The 17,751-nt window shown below is 40.3% G+C and carries 15 protein-coding genes; 7 read left to right on the top strand and 8 right to left on the bottom strand.

The features are described from left to right. Positions 1–145: 145 nt before the first annotated feature. From JMX92_RS02955 to JMX92_RS02945, 3 genes are read right to left on the bottom strand one after another with little or no spacing between them, the layout of a single operon-like run. On the bottom strand, positions 146–1,726 hold the full coding sequence (locus JMX92_RS02955; protein WP_201543824.1) for a hypothetical protein: 1,581 nt from the start codon (positions 1,724–1,726) through the stop codon (positions 146–148). Beyond that, positions 1,719–4,241, bottom strand: a complete 2,523-nt coding sequence (locus tag JMX92_RS02950) for a site-specific integrase (protein ID WP_201543822.1) — start codon at positions 4,239–4,241, stop codon at positions 1,719–1,721. The genes JMX92_RS02955 and JMX92_RS02950 overlap by 8 nt, the downstream gene beginning before the upstream one ends. Further along, on the bottom strand, positions 4,238–4,759 hold the full coding sequence (locus tag JMX92_RS02945) for a hypothetical protein (RefSeq protein ID WP_201543820.1): 522 nt from the start codon (positions 4,757–4,759) through the stop codon (positions 4,238–4,240). The genes JMX92_RS02950 and JMX92_RS02945 overlap by 4 nt, the downstream gene beginning before the upstream one ends. 259 nt (positions 4,760–5,018) lie before the next feature. Between JMX92_RS02945 and JMX92_RS02940 the strand changes: the two genes are divergently transcribed. From JMX92_RS02940 to JMX92_RS02925, 5 genes are all read left to right on the top strand, one after another. Further along, positions 5,019–5,855: a PP2C family protein-serine/threonine phosphatase gene (locus JMX92_RS02940; RefSeq protein ID WP_201543818.1), complete on the top strand. Its 837-nt coding sequence runs from the start codon at positions 5,019–5,021 to the stop codon at positions 5,853–5,855. A gap of 97 nt (positions 5,856–5,952) precedes the next feature. Then, positions 5,953–6,537 carry a hypothetical protein gene (locus tag JMX92_RS13460; RefSeq protein ID WP_227675240.1) on the top strand — a complete coding sequence of 195 codons (585 nt, stop codon included), beginning with the start codon at positions 5,953–5,955 and terminating at the stop codon, positions 6,535–6,537. Next, positions 6,512–6,958 (top strand): helix-turn-helix transcriptional regulator, encoded by a 447-nt coding sequence (locus JMX92_RS13455; protein WP_227675239.1) that lies wholly within the window; start codon positions 6,512–6,514, stop codon positions 6,956–6,958. Before JMX92_RS13460 ends, JMX92_RS13455 begins: the two co-directional genes overlap by 26 nt. 57 nt (positions 6,959–7,015) lie before the next feature. Beyond that, positions 7,016–7,669: a hypothetical protein gene (locus tag JMX92_RS02930; protein ID WP_201543816.1), complete on the top strand. Its 654-nt coding sequence runs from the start codon at positions 7,016–7,018 to the stop codon at positions 7,667–7,669. Positions 7,670–7,754: 85 nt separating this feature from the next. Then, a complete protein-coding gene (locus tag JMX92_RS02925; RefSeq protein WP_201543814.1) occupies positions 7,755–8,735 on the top strand; it encodes a GlxA family transcriptional regulator in 981 nt (326 codons plus the stop codon). A 30-nt stretch (positions 8,736–8,765) separates the two neighbouring features. Here JMX92_RS02925 and JMX92_RS02920 read toward each other — a convergent pair whose 3' ends face one another. Next, entirely contained in the window at positions 8,766–9,653 is an 888-nt protein-coding gene (locus tag JMX92_RS02920) for a LysR family transcriptional regulator (RefSeq protein ID WP_201543812.1), read from the bottom strand. Between the two features lie 270 nt (positions 9,654–9,923). Between JMX92_RS02920 and JMX92_RS02915 the strand changes: the two genes are divergently transcribed. Beyond that, positions 9,924–10,967, top strand: a complete 1,044-nt coding sequence (locus tag JMX92_RS02915; RefSeq protein WP_265089763.1) for an alpha/beta hydrolase — start codon at positions 9,924–9,926, stop codon at positions 10,965–10,967. Positions 10,968–11,105: 138 nt separating this feature from the next. Next, on the top strand, positions 11,106–12,311 hold the full coding sequence (locus JMX92_RS02910) for an MFS transporter (RefSeq protein ID WP_201543811.1): 1,206 nt from the start codon (positions 11,106–11,108) through the stop codon (positions 12,309–12,311). A 314-nt stretch (positions 12,312–12,625) separates the two neighbouring features. Here JMX92_RS02910 and JMX92_RS02905 read toward each other — a convergent pair whose 3' ends face one another. The 4 genes from JMX92_RS02905 to JMX92_RS02890 form a co-directional block, all read right to left on the bottom strand. Further along, entirely contained in the window at positions 12,626–14,131 is a 1,506-nt protein-coding gene (locus tag JMX92_RS02905; protein ID WP_201543810.1) for a tripartite tricarboxylate transporter permease, read from the bottom strand. 5 nt (positions 14,132–14,136) lie between these two features. Then, positions 14,137–14,592 (bottom strand): tripartite tricarboxylate transporter TctB family protein, encoded by a 456-nt coding sequence (locus JMX92_RS02900; RefSeq protein ID WP_201543809.1) that lies wholly within the window; start codon positions 14,590–14,592, stop codon positions 14,137–14,139. Between the two features lie 117 nt (positions 14,593–14,709). Continuing rightward, on the bottom strand, positions 14,710–15,747 hold the full coding sequence (locus JMX92_RS02895) for a Bug family tripartite tricarboxylate transporter substrate binding protein (protein WP_201543808.1): 1,038 nt from the start codon (positions 15,745–15,747) through the stop codon (positions 14,710–14,712). Between the two features lie 531 nt (positions 15,748–16,278). Beyond that, positions 16,279–17,568, bottom strand: coding sequence for an SLC13 family permease (locus tag JMX92_RS02890; RefSeq protein WP_201543807.1), 1,290 nt, complete (start codon positions 17,566–17,568; stop codon positions 16,279–16,281). Positions 17,569–17,751 lie beyond the last annotated feature (183 nt).

Here is a 17,751-nt window from a genome sequence, read left to right as displayed (position 1 = left end):
TTGATGGCTGACCAGGTGGATGGGTAGTCGTCTTTAGCTTCAATTAGCATACGGACGGCGCGCTCTTTCATTTCGGGGGTATAGTTTCGTGTTTTCATTGTCGTATTCTCTCAGATAAATGAGTCTCCGACAATCCCGGGGCGGTTCAGTGTGTTTCAAAATCTTCTTCCTCCCACATCTCTATTGGTTGTGCCATAGTAAAATATAGCCATTCATAGCCAATAGCTTTAATGTATTTCAAAATACTTTGATTGCTAGGAGGCTTTTTTGCATTTAAAAAGCTGAGTATCCAGTGTAGTAAAACACGTTCACTCAGATCCTTATATTGATTGCAGCGCTTTTCAATCCGTTCAATTAAAGTAGGTGGTTTATAACTGAGCCGCTTTGTCTTGAGTTCCTTATCTAATTTAAAGTCCTGAGTCAGCTTATCAATCAGGTCCGACTTTCTAACTTTAATTTTCTTCTTATTAGTAATGACTGTATCAGTATCATCGGATTCGTGGATATTGAGCTCAATGATATCTTTGAGCTCGTAAGTAAGTTTCACTGCTTTATAGTTTTGACTTAACAGTGTTTCAAAGTTAAACGCCTTAAGCCCAGAGGTATTTTGCCTACCTCGCAGGACGGTTACGGACGCTTGGTCGATATCGACATTATCCAACACTTCCCAGTGATAGCTTGCGTAATACATGAGCTTTGCCAAAGTAGGTATCTTGATATCAAAAGGCTCGAGTACCGGTTTCAAAGCATTCTTTAAATGATGCTTTAGTGTCTTATCAGATAATTGGCGGAGTGTTTGCTCAGTCTTTTGTGGGCTAACCTGCTGATGATAGCGTATAAGCCAACATTGACTGACTAAATCGACAATGATTTGTTTGGTGTTGTAGAGAGTTTTGCCATCTTCAGATCGCTCATTGCCATAATATACATATTCAAACTTTGCGGATATAAAGGTTCTTTGATGAATAAAGGGTTTATATTCTTTGTTTAGCAATGCAGCAAGCCAAGCTCTAAGCATGTTACCTTCATTTATCCCACCATAGATGATGCCTGAGAAAATTAGCCAACCTAAAATTTCATCTGGGCTGTATTCTTTAGTTTGATACCAGTGATCATGTACGGCCCGAATAACCTGATTTAACTGTTTTCCCTGCTTAATCCAGCTTTGATTCACAGTCAGTGGGTTAGGTTTGGTTGGCTTCGGTGGATGAATGATAGGATAAAAATGCTTAGCCAGCATAAAGTGTTGATTCTGAAATTCAATAAAATCGGTAACACCAATTCCTGCTTGTTTTTGCTCCTTTTTAGTTTTGAACTTCCTAGCTATTAGTGCATTGCACCGCTCATGAAATTTTTGATAGCCTACGCTAGATAGAGGCCTTAGTCTTTCATAGACTTGGTAATGGAGCTTAGAGGGATAAGAACTCCAATATAACTGCAGGCTATTAAATCCTTGTTGAGAGCTAGGTTTGAATTCAAACGAAAGGCTTTCTATAGGTGCTACTAACTCGAAAAAATTTGAGGCTGATTTTAAAAACCTTATATTGCCAGGATACTCTTTTTGTAATTGTTCCCACAGTGTTTGTAGCTCTGAGAGTATCGAGATCCGAAGCTTTTTAACCTCACTGCTTTGGTTATAAATTTCGGGGTAAGGGACATATTTCTTTTTTCGGCCATCAAATTTGGCAAGCCCATCAATTATTTTAGGAGTATTTAATTTAAGCATTACTTGGCTCTCCATAATAATGCAGCGTTTTACTTTTGACGGTGCTTAGTTCCAGTAAATTGGCAAGATGCTCCAAGAATCCTCCAACTCCTTTAATCTTTGCTTTGCTAGAGGAGGACAGCTGGCCAAGCGCTTCTTGACGACCTTTCTCATGACCAATGACTGTATTAATCAGTGCAAGATTAACTCCATACTTCTCTAGCTGTGTTCTAACAAAATGACGATTCCAATAGGGGTCAGCGTCGAGTATATCTTGAGTCATCCGATAAGCATCACCTCGCTTAATATTATCTAAGCCATCTGCACTGTCTGATAACAGTCTTAGTAAAGCAACGTCCTCTCCAAGACTGATTGCATCGACACACTCGCTTATCTCATACTTTAAGGGATTGCGTAGCTGATAATCTATGAGGTAGGCCTTGTAGTCTGTTAAGTACCGTACTAGGGTAGGGCATAGGGGTACAAGCCTATGGTTTTGAACATTTTTGCTGGGCTTGTCATAAACTAATAGCCACCCTGTTTCAAGATCTATATCTGATATCGTACCGATGCTATTGTTTGGGCGCACTCCTGTTAATGTGCAGAATATAAACCAGACTAAAATGCTTGTCCTATTAAAGTGGATATCAGGATTTGGGCTATTCCGAACCCATGCTTTAAGCTCATTCATAAAGCTATGAACATAATCGACTTTAAAAGCGAAGGCTGACCCTAATGTGTATTTATGCCAAGCGGTTATATACGATAGATCAAAGTCTTTATTTGCATTTAATTTATTTAAAGCGGCTTTATAGTGAGTAATTAACTCTTCACTCGTATGACTGCTGTAGTACATTGCAGGCGCATGGGAAGCAGGTACTCGGCAAATAATATCTGCAATATGAGAATGGCAGTTAGGGGTGTATCGAGAAAGGATAACGTGAAGCGCAGTTTCTACTCTATTTATTGACAGATAGGGCAATTGAAGAGAGGTGCGCAGCGTTGATAAGTAGGCAATTAACGCTTCTTTTGTGGGAAGTTGATTTGATGAGAGGTATCCAATTAACCAAACTGGTAATGGTATTTTGACCTCATCAAATTCGTTCTCGAAGATTGCGTTATCAAACTTCTTGGACCTTTTGGTAACACCCAAGTGGTGCTTAATGTAAGCTCGACTAATGCCGACACTAAAGACACTGGGCTGATCGATATATCCCGGCATCATTAAAGACTTAACAGGTAGGCCTGTAAGCATTGACAGTAATAACAGACTAGCTGTACCTTTGTCACCCTCTTTAGCGGCTGCTTTGGCATCATGACTTAGTCTACTAAATAAGCCTTGATATCCTGCCAAGGATAGTATTCGTGTATTTGAATTTAGCTCCAGCTCACGCTGGGACATATAGTTTTGTTGCAGTGTGATATCTATTGCTTGTAAAGGAGCTGAGTGATTAATTAGTGGGTCTGGTGGCCTACTATAGCTAATATAAGGTCTATCATAATGGTCAATTATTTCTTCAGTGCTTGCCTTTAATCCACTAGACTCATCTTCTTCAATTTCAGCCTCGAAAAACCTTGTATCTACTTTTGGGAGGTACGCCTCAATATCATTAGGTGTTGTGTCCCAATAATAAGGCTCAGGCTCATTATTTGAAGGTTCATAAACAGGATTGTCCTGGGTTAAGTTAATAGCTTTAATCTTCTTTTTATTAAGGGCACCCTCTTTGTTTTTACGGCTTTTTGACTTTCTGTGCCTGGCTATTAAGAAGAAGACATCTTGATAAGCCAAGTGTATTTTTTGTATTTGCCCAAGCCTAGTGCTTAAAGGAGACCTACTTTTTTCTGATTCAATAAGACTGATAACATCACTGTTTTCAAAAGACTTAATCTCGTCTTCTTTTTGCTCAAGGATGCCCAATAGTATAAGTAAGATACTCTCTGTATCCATGCTTAACTCAGAGATGCCAGGTAGTGAATCCCATATCCAAGCTCTGTTAGCAGACTCATAAAACTGAGCTAACTTAAACTGCATTAGGATGTCTTTTTTAACACTGTATGACTGATAGTAAATCTGTAATACAGAGGTGTGTAGGGCTATAGATATCCAAATTAACTGATTTTTTAGTTGATAATACTGCTTATTAATCACGATATCCTGCATTAGCATAATCAATGTCATTAAACGTGGCTTGCTCGCTAATGCCGATTTGTTGATTTGCATGTCATCATTGGAAACAGGTCTTTTTTGCAATTGCTCTATGATGATCTCAATCAAGCTATGGGTGGATATGCTTGGATTCTTGTAGCTTAAGTGTACGTATAAGGTGATGGTTGATATAGCAGACCAAACGGCCTTAGGATATTTGGGATTAATATCAGTGTAACTGTAGTTAGATAGGTCGATATTAAACTCATATCTCCAAGTCAGCTCTAAAGAGAAAGGATTTATGGCCTTGTTATAATTGCTAAGAAAATATGATAGTTCTGGGTTACATAACCATTTTTTTGGATTAGTTTGTACTTTATCTTGTGTCATAGCTTGAGACTCTTAGTTCTGCGAATATGGTAGGTTCTCTCCGTAATACCTATGAGTGCACAAAATGTTCTGATAGAAAAATTGTTTTTTTTGAGAAGCTTTTGGGTCATATCTTTGGTCAGTATGTTATTAAGCTTCGTATAAATAATGCTTAAGTCTAGGATAGCTTTATATCTGGAGATGATTTCGAGTAACTCAAAAAAAGCTATACCAAAGCTACCTTCCTCTTCAGTTAATGAGCTGACAAGGACATTTTGTTTAAATGTGTCTTGATCAAGGTTGTGACTTTTGATCAGGTAGTAGAGCTCGAAGTTATTGGCTAGTAGCTGTTTTTTCTCGCTTTTAACAATAAGAGTCGGTTTGAAGAAGGCGCGCCTTTGCTCAAGCTTAAGATGCTTGTTTTTCTGCTTATCTAGGACAGGTCTGATATCTACAGTGTAAATTTCAAATAAATTGGCAATGACAGGGGAGATGAGAACCCCTTTCTTTTGTAGCTTGGCTATTGTTGTTATATCCATTATTAAATCTCTAAGTTCAAGGCCATCATTAATAGCTTTGAACTTAGCACTGTATGCTTTGAATTTGAAGTAAATTTACATTTGAAATTTTTTAATACCGATTTGGGTTAGTTTAAATAGGTGAAATTTGAATGAGGTTGTATAGAACGCCTCGGAATCGTCGGACTCTTTAAAAGTATTTGATTAAATCCTAGCCTAGAATATAATTTTCTAGGCTGCAGTCTATAATAAAGATATAGACATTAAAGAGGTGCCTTTTATGAATACGTCTTTAGATTGCACAAATATAGTCGGTCAAGCCTGTGCCATAACCTTTCAAGGTAATGCCAGTAACAACCGTCAGCAGGATGCTTTCTTTTTTATAGATGATTATTACCAAGAAAGACTGGGTGTGACAGCAGTTAAGTCTATCAGCCCGCCTTTTTGCTTGGCTGTCTCTGATGGTGTTGCCAGCTCTAACTACTCTCAGCATTGCTCAAAAGCTGTGGTGAAATCTATAAAATCTTTAATAGATAGCCAGCAGTCATTGAACGCTATTAATATTCATAATGTTATTAGCGAAACCAAACACAGTGCTAAGCGTTATGGCGCAGCTGCCACGTTGGCGATGCTTGAGGCAAAAAGTGAGCAAGGAGGTATTCAAGGCAAGATAACCCATGTTGGCGATAGCCGCGTTTATCGACTTACAAGCGAATCTTCGCAGTGGGAGTGTTTAACCCGAGATCAAAATTTGCTTAATGACTTGATTGATGAGCAAGTACAAGCGGAAGGCAGGCAAGCACAGATGACAGATTATAACCAAGCAGGTATGGCTGGCATGCTATATGGCATTACTGAGTGTTTTAGTTTGTCTACTAAGGATGGGTTTAATGCTGAAGCGCCGCAAAGCGAAGTGACTACGATAGAGATTAATACTGGCGACAGCTTGGTTGTTTGCACTGATGGTATACACGATTTGGTGCCTAGTGATGAGTGGAAATTAATAGACAAGCATACGGATTTGCAGAAATGGCTACTGGCATTAAAGACACAAGTTTATCAATCAGAGGGCAAAGCTTATGACAATGGCACAGCAATTGTGGTGCGTTTTGATTAAATTAAGCAAATTTTAAAGCACAGTTATCCCAGCTATGTAGTGTCATAGGAAAGTTAATACTAAATAACGGTATAGCAGCCTAATAAAGCGAGTAAAAATGTCAGCCCATCCTATTTCAAGCTATAAAAAATCTGAACGTCTGTTTGCGTTATATCAATATTTGCCGCGTAGCAAAGCGCAGGCGACATCACTGACAGAACTGATGGATAAATACGCTAGCGACACTGATAACGTTTCTAATCAACGTAAAAATCTTGAAAACGATTTGTTTAGCTTAAACCAAATATTTACAGATATCTTTTATAGCCAGGCTTTGGTTCGGATACCAGCTTGGGGTCAAAACATTAGCGGGCAAACCGCACGGTTTTATATCGAACCTGATTTTAGTATCGATGCTATTAATGAGCAGACCGTATTTTTTTGGGAGATGCTTAGTAATTATACAGCCAACTATTTACCTATCTCCTTTCAGCAAACCCTTCATCATAAATTAGCGCAGATTCGTAAACGTGAAAAGGTACGATTCCATCAAGGTGCATTGGGGCAGTGGCAAGAGCATCTCATAAATTTACCAAGTGTGGTACAAGCGCCAACTATCGATAACCAAGTATTAGCAGGCATACATCAGGCACTGCTGAATAAAAGCCAGCTATGCATTGTTTATCAAAACAAATCCTGTTGATGAGCATATTGATGATGAGGTTTTATTAAAAGCACATCGAAACTTCGCGGTTAATCGAATCAAAGAAGCGGTTGTGATTGATAAGCCCATGCCAGACTGGGTTAATCGAGATGCCTTCACGCTTACTCATTTGCATAAGCTTGGTAAGCTTGAGCCCACCAATAGCCATGAGATTAAACTGGTCCTTAAGGTTCAAAAATATGCTTGTCAGCATTTATTTGAGCGTCCCTTAGCGGATAATCAGCAAATTGAGAGGATTGATGATAACTGGAATAGAGTGACGGCAACGGTTGCTAACACTCAGCGTTTAGAGGACTGGCTGGTGAGTATGTCGCAATTGGCTGTGGTGGAAGCGCCAAATGAGCTGAGGGCGGCAGTTAGGGAGAGATTGTTGAGTGCTATAGAGCTTTATAAAGATTAAGCGCTTTGGCTGTATTAGATAAATATTAAAAAAGATATTGAGTATAAGGACTAAGCAATGATTAGCGATCAAATTTATGTGAGCAATAGCCAAAAACAGGGCTATGTCAGAGCTAAGCTATATAAACCAGACATCATCGATGATACGCCATGTGCTTTTGCTTGCGTGATTATTGATGAACAATGGAATGAAAACTCTCTTTTAGAACTAAAGGATAAAACAGGGTGTGTGAGTCTGATAAGTATATGGACTGATAGCGATAAGGACGACACAAGTAATAAATGTTTGGAAGTCTTAAATACCGTTGACGGAGTAGTGAAGTGCCAACCAGATGAGGTACAAGAGGTTGTTGAGTTGGTGCAATCTAAACCGTCAAATGGATTATTGGTTCTAGATGCGTTTGATATAAAGTTGTTGTTTGAAACAGAAGGCATTGTTAAGTTTACTCAGGTTCATCCTATAAAAATTGAATCAACTCGAGAAGAGACACTTAAAATAGTTGTAGATAAGATAATAGAGAAGCTATCTCAGCCCGCATATTTTGGCAGTATATTATTGGACTTTAATGCCCAAGATGTTCTCATAGAAGAGCTTGGCTATATCTGCGAGACGATTGAATCGACCTTGTCTGTTGATGATCGTAACCTGTTTTATCAAGCGACTCATGCCAATAAGCCTGACCATATGGGGTTTAGGGTGATTTACGCTTAATTATATGGATAATTTTGATCAATTAAATTATGCTTAACTAGCAGTTAAATTAAAAAAAAGGAGCTAAACAGGCTATTAACGACATATGAATCAAAATCATACGATTGAAATTGGCTTGGTTGTCTATGAGAAAGCGCAAATGGCTGCCATCCTTGGACTGACGGATTTACTGATGGTGGCCAGTAAACTCACCGCTAAATCTCAAGATACAACCGATCTGCCTTTACAAGTCAGTCACTGGGAAATTAGCCGTGCTGAGCAGCGGCCTAAGCGCACTTTTTCGAGCAAGCCTGATAGCGTAGGAAAATTAGCAGCCATCATCATTCCACCCACGTTAGAGGCACCTATTGCAAAGCAAGCCGCCGCTCCTTGGCTTCAATGGTTAAAAGAGCAGCATTCGACAGGGACGATACTGTCATCTGTCTGCGCTGGTGCTTTTTTGTTGGGCGAGACAGGACTACTATCTAAACGTCAGGCAACCACACATTGGGGTTATGTAGAGGATTTTAAGCAGCGTTTCCCCGATGTGTATCTTGATGTGGATCGCATTATTATCGAAGACGGTGATATTGTGACCGCTGGTGGGGCAATGGCTTGGACAGATTTAGGTTTAAGAATGATTGATCGCTTTCTTGGCTCTAAAGTGATGAATGAAACCGCTCGTATGTTATTAATTGATCCCTCAAGGCGTGAGCAATGCTATTACAGCGCGTTCTCTCCAATACTCACTCATGGGGACGCGGCCATACTAAAAGTTCAGCATTGGCTGCAAAAGACCAATGCACAAGATATTGATTTGTCCACATTAGCAGGCTGTGCTGGATTAGAGGAGCGTACTTTTTTGCGTCGTTTTAATAAGGCGACGGGCATGACATCGACAGAATACTGTCAGCGATTACGCATCGGAGCAGCCAAAGACTTTCTACAGTTCTCATCGTCTCCTGTTGAACACATTGCGTGGAAGGTGGGTTATGGTGATGTCAGTGCATTTCGTAAGATATTTAAGCGCCTTGTTGGGTTGACACCAAGTGAGTATCGGCGCAGATTTAATGTCAATAAGGCGTGACCTCTACGATCCATCTTATAGCCATTAAATTTATCTAACTCTCAAGGTATCAATGACGGCTCGTAGCGCAGGCGATACATTGTGATGTGGATAATATAAATGAAAGCCGCTAAAGGTATGACTGAACTCTCGCAATACATGAATGAGTTGGCCACTTTTTAATTCCTCTTTAACCATATCGATGGGCACATAACCAATGCCCAGTCCCCGTTTTGCGGCGTCAATTACAGAATAGTCAGTCGAAAATACCCATTGCCCTTGCGTCTTTAACTTATAGGGCTGACCATCAATCACAAAATCCCAATGATACATGCCACCGTTCATAAATCGATAGCCCAAACAGTTGTGATTATTCAAATCTATTGGGGTCTTAGGAAAGCCAAATTCATGGAAATAGTCCGGTGAACCTACTACAGCAATCTCCTCATCATAGTCGATACTTACCGATATCATGCCATCAGTAACCAAGCTGCCAAAGCGTACACCTGCATCAAATTGTGTGCTGATAATATCAGACAGCGCGGTATCGCTTATCAATTCTAGCTCAATATCAGGATAAAGCTGCTTAAACTTAGCTAATTTAGGCAAAAGAACTTTATCAATAGCGTATTGACTAGCACTGATCCGTACCAATCCCGCAGGCGTTTCTCGCAAATGCTTGAGTTCATCTAATTTTTTATCTAATGCGCCAAAACTTTGCTCGGCGGTCACAAATAATGCTTCACCTGCGTGTGTCAAAGACAAGCTGCGTGTGGTTCTCGTAAATAACTGTAGCCCTAAGCGCTGCTCTAATAATTTGATGGAGCGGCTCAATGCCGATTGTGATATCCCAAGTTTGATAGCAGCTTTGGTAAAACTGCTTTCTTGAGCAACCAATAAGAAAGCATGCAGCTCATTATAATTTTCTTGTTGTCGCATATCTAGAACCTGAGTGAATAAATAAAAGCTAAAAAATAGGTATTATCACGGCAATGGTAGCAGGATAAGATAATCTCATAACCACAAAGAATAGATTATAAAAAGCTTTGCTTGGTTTATAACACTACTATTTTTGCACACACAATATAAGTAATCATCAGTTACGTTATTGTCTGACATTACAAAGGGTGACCAATGACTGCCTCATCAATGATAAAAAAGCTTAGCTTAGGATTACTTGTCAGTGCAACTCTCTTTGGAGCGAATCATATGGCACAGGCAACCACATCCACTCTACCACTTACACAAAAATGGGACAAAACCTTTGCTAAAAGTGACAGCGTCACACATCAAAAAGTAACCTTCAACAACCGTTATGGGCTCACTCTCGCAGCAGATCTTTATATCCCAAAAACATATAAGGGTAAAAAGCTGGCAGCATTGGCTATTAGTGGGCCTTTTGGGGCTGTGAAAGAACAAGCCTCAGGACTATATGCCCAAAAAATGGCAGAGCAGGGCTTTGTCACTATCGCCTTTGACCCTTCATATACAGGTGAAAGCAGCGGTACGCCTAGAAATGTCGCCTCACCAGATATTAATACTGAAGATTTTAGTGCAGCGATAGATTATTTGGGGTTACGTCCTGAGGTCGATAGAGATAGGATAGGCATTATTGGTATTTGCGGCTGGGGCGGCATGGGGCTCAATACGGCTGCGATGGATACCCGTATTAAAGCGGTCGCCACGACCAGTATGTACGATATGAGCCGTGCGATGGGATATGGTGTTGGTAATGGCGCTGATCGCTATGATGCGGGCGATCGTCAAGCCATGCTAAAACACCTTAATCAACAGCGCTGGGTAGATGCAAAGAATGCGCAACCTGCGACGGCCAGTCATGACCTCAATGTAGACGATAATGGCAAAGTGACCACGGCAGATAGAGTTTTGCCCGAAACCTTGGACAGTAACCCGAACCCGGTACAAAAAGAGTTCTTCGATTACTACCGCACGGATCGAGGTTTTCATAAAAATTCGGTGAACTCAAACGGTGCATGGACGGCTACGATGCCCTTGTCATTTATGAATATGCCACTGCTGAGCCATATTGATGAGATATCTCCGCGTCCCATTTTAATGATTGTTGGTGAAAACGCACACTCTCGATATTTTAGCGAAACTGCTTATCAAAAAGCCAAAGAGCCCAAAGAGCTACTTATCCTGCCCAATACTAACCATGTCGATTTGTACGATCGCATGGATAAAATCCCTTTTGATAAATTAACAGAATTTTTTCGCACAAATCTAAAATAAAAACAGAGCAGCTAATGAAGCATAACAACAACCGGCTACGTGATGGCCGGTTGTTCATTTATGTTGAGGGAGACTTCTTTAGCCCGTCATGTCTCTTTAAACACCGACGTTTTAAATATATTAATATCGAGAATAGATATGTTAAACACCAAAAAAAGTGAACTAATTGAAGAGCAGCCTGCTTACTGGAGTGGGGTTTTCGCCATGACACTGTGCGTTTTTACCTTAATTGCTTCAGAGTTTATGCCAGTAAGTTTGTTAACTCCGATTACAGCAGATCTCAATGTCAGTGAAGGCATGGTGGGTCAAGGTATTGCTATTTCTGGCGCTTTTGCTGTGGTTACCAGTTTATCTATTTCTCACTTAGCAAGAAGCATGAATCGTAAAACACTATTATTGCTTTTAACGGCAATGATGGCCGTATCAGGTGTCATTATTGCATTGGCACACAGTTATATGGTTTATATGGTGGGTCGAGCGTTAATTGGTATTGTGATTGGTGGTTTTTGGTCAATGTCAGCAGCGACGGCCATGCGCTTAGTATCAAGCTCGGATGTACCTCGGGCAATGGCGATTTTTAACAGCGGTAATGCACTGGCAATGGTTATTGCAGCGCCTATGGGCAGTTATCTTGGTTCCGTCATTGGTTGGCGCGGTGCGTTTCTGTGTTTGGTTCCTATCGCTATACTGGCGCTTATTTGGCAGTGGATTAGCTTGCCCTCCCTACACGTTACGGTCGATCACTCAGCAAAGCAATCGACTATTTTGGGGCTATTACGCAATCCTATAGTGACCATGGGTATGCTCGCAGTCAGTTTGTTTTTTATGGGGCAATTCTCACTTTATACCTATGTAAGACCTTTTTTAGAAACCATTACCCAGGTTGATACTTCCACCCTGTCCTTGATTTTGCTTGGCATTGGGGCGATGGGTTTTATTGGAACCTGTGTTATTACTATATTTTTAGATCGCCGTTTCTATGCCACGTTAATGATTATTCCCGTTATCATGGCAGCCATTGCCGTGATGCTCACCTTATTTGGGACATCGCTTGTGGCTGTGGCCGTACTATTTGGTATATGGGGGCTTTTAGGCACAGCAGCACCTGTAGGTTGGTGGAGCTGGCTTGCTCGCACGCTTCCAAAAAATGCTGAAGCGGGTGGCGGATTGATGGTGGCTGTCATTCAGCTTGCTATTGCGGTGGGTTCGACACTGGGTGGGGTTTTATTTGATCATAACGGTTACCAAGTCACGTTTATAGCCAGTGCTGTTATTTTAGTAATTTCTGCGCTCTTAACATCACGCTTGGCGACCAATGACGGTCATCTGGTAGAGAAGAGTTAACTTGGAAGGTGTTAACCCTACAGTTCGTCGATGCCTAGATAGCCTACCAGTCTTATTTGAACCATTTTTAAGACAGTATGGAGATGACAACTCAGGCAATATTTGAAAGCGTCAATCTCATGATTGGGGCTTTTTTTATGCCCATTTTATAAGAGATTCCATATTTGAGTAAGGTGTTTTAGGGGGTAGTTACAAGGGGACAGCTACTTAAATAGACGGCTTTGACGGCAAGGCACCATAACTTAGCATAAAAAATGGTGATCATGCTAAAAGCACAATCACCATAAAAAATTATTTTAAGGCCAGCTGAAAGTTTAAACAGCAGACTTCTTATAATTTCTACGATATACACTGCGTATAACTGGCATGAACACCATTAAAATAGCCAATAACCATAATACTACTGTAATAGGACTACTCCAAAGAATACTCAGTTCGCCTTGAGAAATAGATAAAGCACGTCTTAGGTTGGACTCCATTAGCTCTCCTAATACGTAGCCTAAAATAAGTGCTGATAATGGGAAGTTTAATTTACGTAAGAAATAACCGAATATACCAAGTGCTACCATAAAGACCAAATCAAAAGTGGTGCTATGAATAGAATATACGCCAACAAAACTGACAGCAGCAATGCCTGGTATTAATATGTAATTTGGTACATCAAGCAGTTTGGCAAACAAACCAACCAAAGGTATGTTCATAACTAACAAAATGACGTTACAGATGAACAAAGAGGCAATAAGACCCCAAACGATATCTGGCTGCTCAGTAAATAACTGCGGACCTGGCGTAATGTTATATAAGGTTAGAGCGCCCATCATAACGGCTGTCGTACCAGAACCGGGTACACCTAAAGTCAGCATGGGTACAAATGAGCCACAAGCTGAGGCATTATTTGCTGCCTCTGGTGACGCGACACCACGTAGATCACCCTCACCGAAGGTACCGGTATCACCAGCAATTTTGCGTTCACTGGCATAGGTCATGGCACTGGCAATGGTAGCCCCTGCACCTGGCAAAATACCAACCACAAAGCCCATTATACCGCTACGTAGCATAGCGCCTAGTGTAAACGTAAACTCTTTGAAGTTTAATAAGCTACGCTTACCTTGTTCAATGATCTTGTGGCCTGTAGTGGTTTTTTCGAGCAAGATTAATATTTCACTCACACTAAAGAAACCAATAACAATGGTGGTAAATTGAATACCATCAGACAGGTTGACAGAGTCAAAGGTAAAGCGGTAGATACCGGTCACGGCATCGACACCGACAGTTGCTAGACCAAGACCAATTAACGCGGCGATACCCGTTTTAACAGGCTGATCACCCACCAAACCGCTTAGGCAGGTAATCGCGAATACCATTAATACAAAGTATTCAGCGGGACCAAAAGAGATTGCCCACTTAGCTAATAAAGGGGCAAATAGTACCACGCCGATTGTCGCGATAGTGGCGCCAACAAAAGAGCTGACAGCAGATAGCGATAGTGCAATACCTGCTTTACCTTGCTTTGCCAGTGGATAACCATCCAAAGTCGTCATAATGGCACCGGCATCACCAGGTACGTTAATAAGAATGGCAGAAATACGGCCACCGTATTCACAGCCAAGGTAAACGGCTGCAAGTAGAATGAGTGCACTCTCTGGTGGTAAACCAAGCGCAAAGGCGAAAGGCAGTAATATCGCCACGCCGTTGATTGGACCAAGACCGGGCAGCATACCAACAATGGTACCTAAAAAAGCGCCGATCAGTGCAATCAGTAAATTATTTGGGGTAGATGCGATAGCAAAGCCATGCATCAAAAAATCAAAAGTATCCATATTGGCTATCCTATTATCCCTGACAACAATCCGAGTGGTAATTTGACATCTAAAAATATGTCAAATAAGACATATAAGCCAATACTGATTAAAACTGAAAAGACAAGGCTTTTTATAGGATTACCTGCAAACAGTAAGCCTAAGACAAAAGACATTATGATAGTAGAAATAATAAAGCCTAAGCCTTCAAAAATAAGACCATATACCAATAATGCGAGTGCACAAAGTACTAGGTTTTTGATGATCGGCTTAGTAAGTCCCATCTCAATAGGCTTAGTAAAACGTGCTGGGCGAAAAGCGACTACTAAAGCGCCAAATGCCAGCAATGAAAAGATTAAAATAGGGTAAGGACGAGGACCAATCGGATCATAAGCAATAGGGGCTACATAACCAATCGCTAGGTATATTAAGAATAAACTAACCAGGGCCATTATCCCAGAAAACAGACGTTCCATTGTCATAAGGAGACTCCTTGAATTTTGGGGAAAAAAGGCTGACATATTCATATTTTGTCAGCCTTTTAAAAGTACGATAAAGCTTTAGTAGTCAATCAATTAAATCAGTGAGGCTTAATGTTGCTATTTTGCTTCAGCTTCAACAAGACCATACTCAGCAGACAGTTCACGCAGCTCATCAGTACGCTTATAAACGTAGGCTTGTAGTTCTTCGCCTGTCATAGAGAAGGGTAATAATTCCTGCTGCTCACGTATTTCAGCGAATTTTGGATCAACAAGCATCTTATCAAAAGCATCTTTCCACCAGTTGTAAGCACTAGGACTAACGTCTGGACCCATATAGTAACCACGAATGACCGGCCAAGTAACATCGTAGCCTTGCTCTTTGGCAGTAGGAATATCAGCCATGGTGCCACCTAGTCGTTCATCTGAAAATACTGCTAAGACACGTAATTTACCAGCAGAAGCTTGTGGCATGATTTCAGCAATACCCGCACTAACAGCTGTAATATGGTTGCCCATTACCGCTGTAATCGCTTCACCACCACCCTCCATCGCGACATAAGTCATGTCACTAGGATTGACGCCAACTGCTTTGGCTAAGATGGCAGTTTGCATCCAGTCTTGACCACCGACACTACCACCAGCGCCAAAGCTAATAGCTTTTGGATTTTTTTTGAGCTCAGCAACTAAGCCAGCCAAATCTTTAATAGGAGAATTTGCGTTGACCGCAATAGCGCCATAATCAGTACCAACACCAGCTAGCCATTTCACGTCTTTTTCAGTGAATTTACCAAACTTACCTTGCGATAAATTAAGAATAGAGCCCGTAGAGAAGGCAATGATAGCATCGCCATTGTCACGATCATTGGCAACGATTTTGTTATAAGCAACAGCGCCGACACCGCCTGGCATGTAGGTGACGCGCATAGGATCTTTTAAGATGCCAGTATCTCTTAAGCCAGCTTGTGCAAGCTTACAAGTTAAGTCAAAACCGCCGCCTGGTTTGGCAGGCGCAATACATTCTGGACGTGAAGGTGCGGTTAGCTCACTTGAGCCTTCTGCGGCAGTCGCATCTGTACTGGCAGTTTCGTTTGGCTTGTTACAAGCGGTCAAAGATAAGAGAGACAGGCCAAGAGCCAGATAGGATAATTTTTTCACACGACACTCCTTGTGTGTATTTTTACGGTAAAAATTCAGAAGAATTCTAATCAAAATAAATAAAGGTATGACAGGTAAAGCTGAACCTTATTAACGAGGTTACTAAACTTCATCAAAATATGTTTTTTTGTCACTGCACAAAAGTAACAGAATATTTTGTAAATGACAAGAAACATATGTATGTATATATGAATTTTATAGTAATATATTGACTCAAAGATTAATTATTGGCCTTCTTTATCAGTCTAAAAAACAAAAAAAATCAACTTAATCCTTATTGTTGATGGAATTTTTTTATAATTAAAACAAATAGATATAAGGGTGTTTGGTGGTGCAGATTATAAAAATGTAGTGATAATCATAGTGATGTTAGGGGCACTATGATGTTAAGACAATGGCTCAAGCACTTATGCATTCAGTGAGAAGAATAGATATAGTAGTGGGACGTAAACTAGGGTAAGCATGTATGAGAGACACTAAAAAACCAGGGTGATTTTTACTTATGACAGGGTACTTTTTACTTATGAGTCGTTAAAAAATGAACTGGATAACTAAAATTGCGAGTATTCCAATAATAATATCTAAGGGCACAGCTTTGAATAATAGCGTATTAAAGAGCTTGTCTTTATCTATAACGACTTGAGAGGCGCCTAACATCAGACTACCTCCTGATGAGAAAGGGGAGAGTGATGAGCTTTGCGCTCCAACAACGATACATGTAAATAGTAATAAAGGGCTTAGTCCTGAGGCAACGGCTAAGGGCAGAACCATAGGAAATAAGGTAGGGGCGACTACCCCGAGTGTACTGGCAAATATCGACATAATAGCGCTAATAACAAAAACTAAAATCGGTATCATCCAGATAGGTACATTCGTACTTAGCCACTCTGTTAGCTCGTAGATGACGCCTACTTCTACTCCGAGACTAATTAACATACCGACGCCACAAATCATAATGAGAGTATTCCAGGGTATTAAAGCAATGACTGCTTTTTCATCGCCTAGTTTCAAAAATAAGCTCACTAAAGCAAAAACAATGGCGATAAAACCAATGTCAATCCGAGCGTTCAAAAATTGAATCACTGACACCTGTGGCATGAGTAGATTTAAAATAGGCACGATAAGTACAATAGCCATCATAATGAAAATTAGGATAAGAGATTGTTTTTGCTTGCTATCAAAGGGCTCAGGGACGGTGGTTTGAATCAATATTTTGCTATTTTTGGCATTAATCAAGCTATAACTACCCAATACGATAACAGGCATTATAAAAGTAGCAGAGAATATTCCTAAAACATAAGTAAAGGTATTGTCATTTGCGACACCTGCGCCGTGCATGAGCTCTCTAAAAATAACGCCGCTTTGTGAAGTTATAAAGTTAGCGCCAGCTAAGGCACCATAGTTAATTGATAAAGTAGCAATGACAAGATTTAAGTTGGTGCGTTTAGACAACAGCAAGATCATCGGTGCCATTGTCGCTAAAACCGTATAATAACCAGCACCTAAGCCTGCGACAATTGTGGCAACAAAGAAAATAACTAACGGTAAGAATGTAGGAAAGTGACGGCACTTATAGATCAAATAATTGCATAACTTTTCTAAAGCACCATTAGCTAAAGGAAAGTTGTAGAAAAGAGTCACAGCAAAAATAACAAAGAAAATTTTGAGAGGCCACAGTTCAATAATTTCATGAGCCTTTAATCCCATACCAAAACAGCCGATAAGATATGAAAAAGCTATCGCAAATAGGCCAATATTAATTTTGGTGGTATAGCCCAAAATGATACATACCATGATGGCGGCTACAATATAAAGAGTCACGGCTATTCCTTGACTTTAACTGTATGAATTCTATAAAAACCATAGCAGTGTTTATAGCGTAAAGAGTATTAGGGCAATATCGACAAAAATATTTCTAGACTAGAAAATCGTATGAGCCTTAAAACACAACTAAATGAGTAGAATGATAGCAAAAAAGATGAGGTTAATTAGATAAAATTGACC

Source organism: Psychrobacter sp. H7-1 (genome assembly GCF_904846585.1).
Classification (GTDB): domain Bacteria; phylum Pseudomonadota; class Gammaproteobacteria; order Pseudomonadales; family Moraxellaceae; genus Psychrobacter; species Psychrobacter raelei.
Note: the sequence above shows the minus strand (reverse complement) of the source record. Positions and strands in the feature narration are given on the sequence as shown.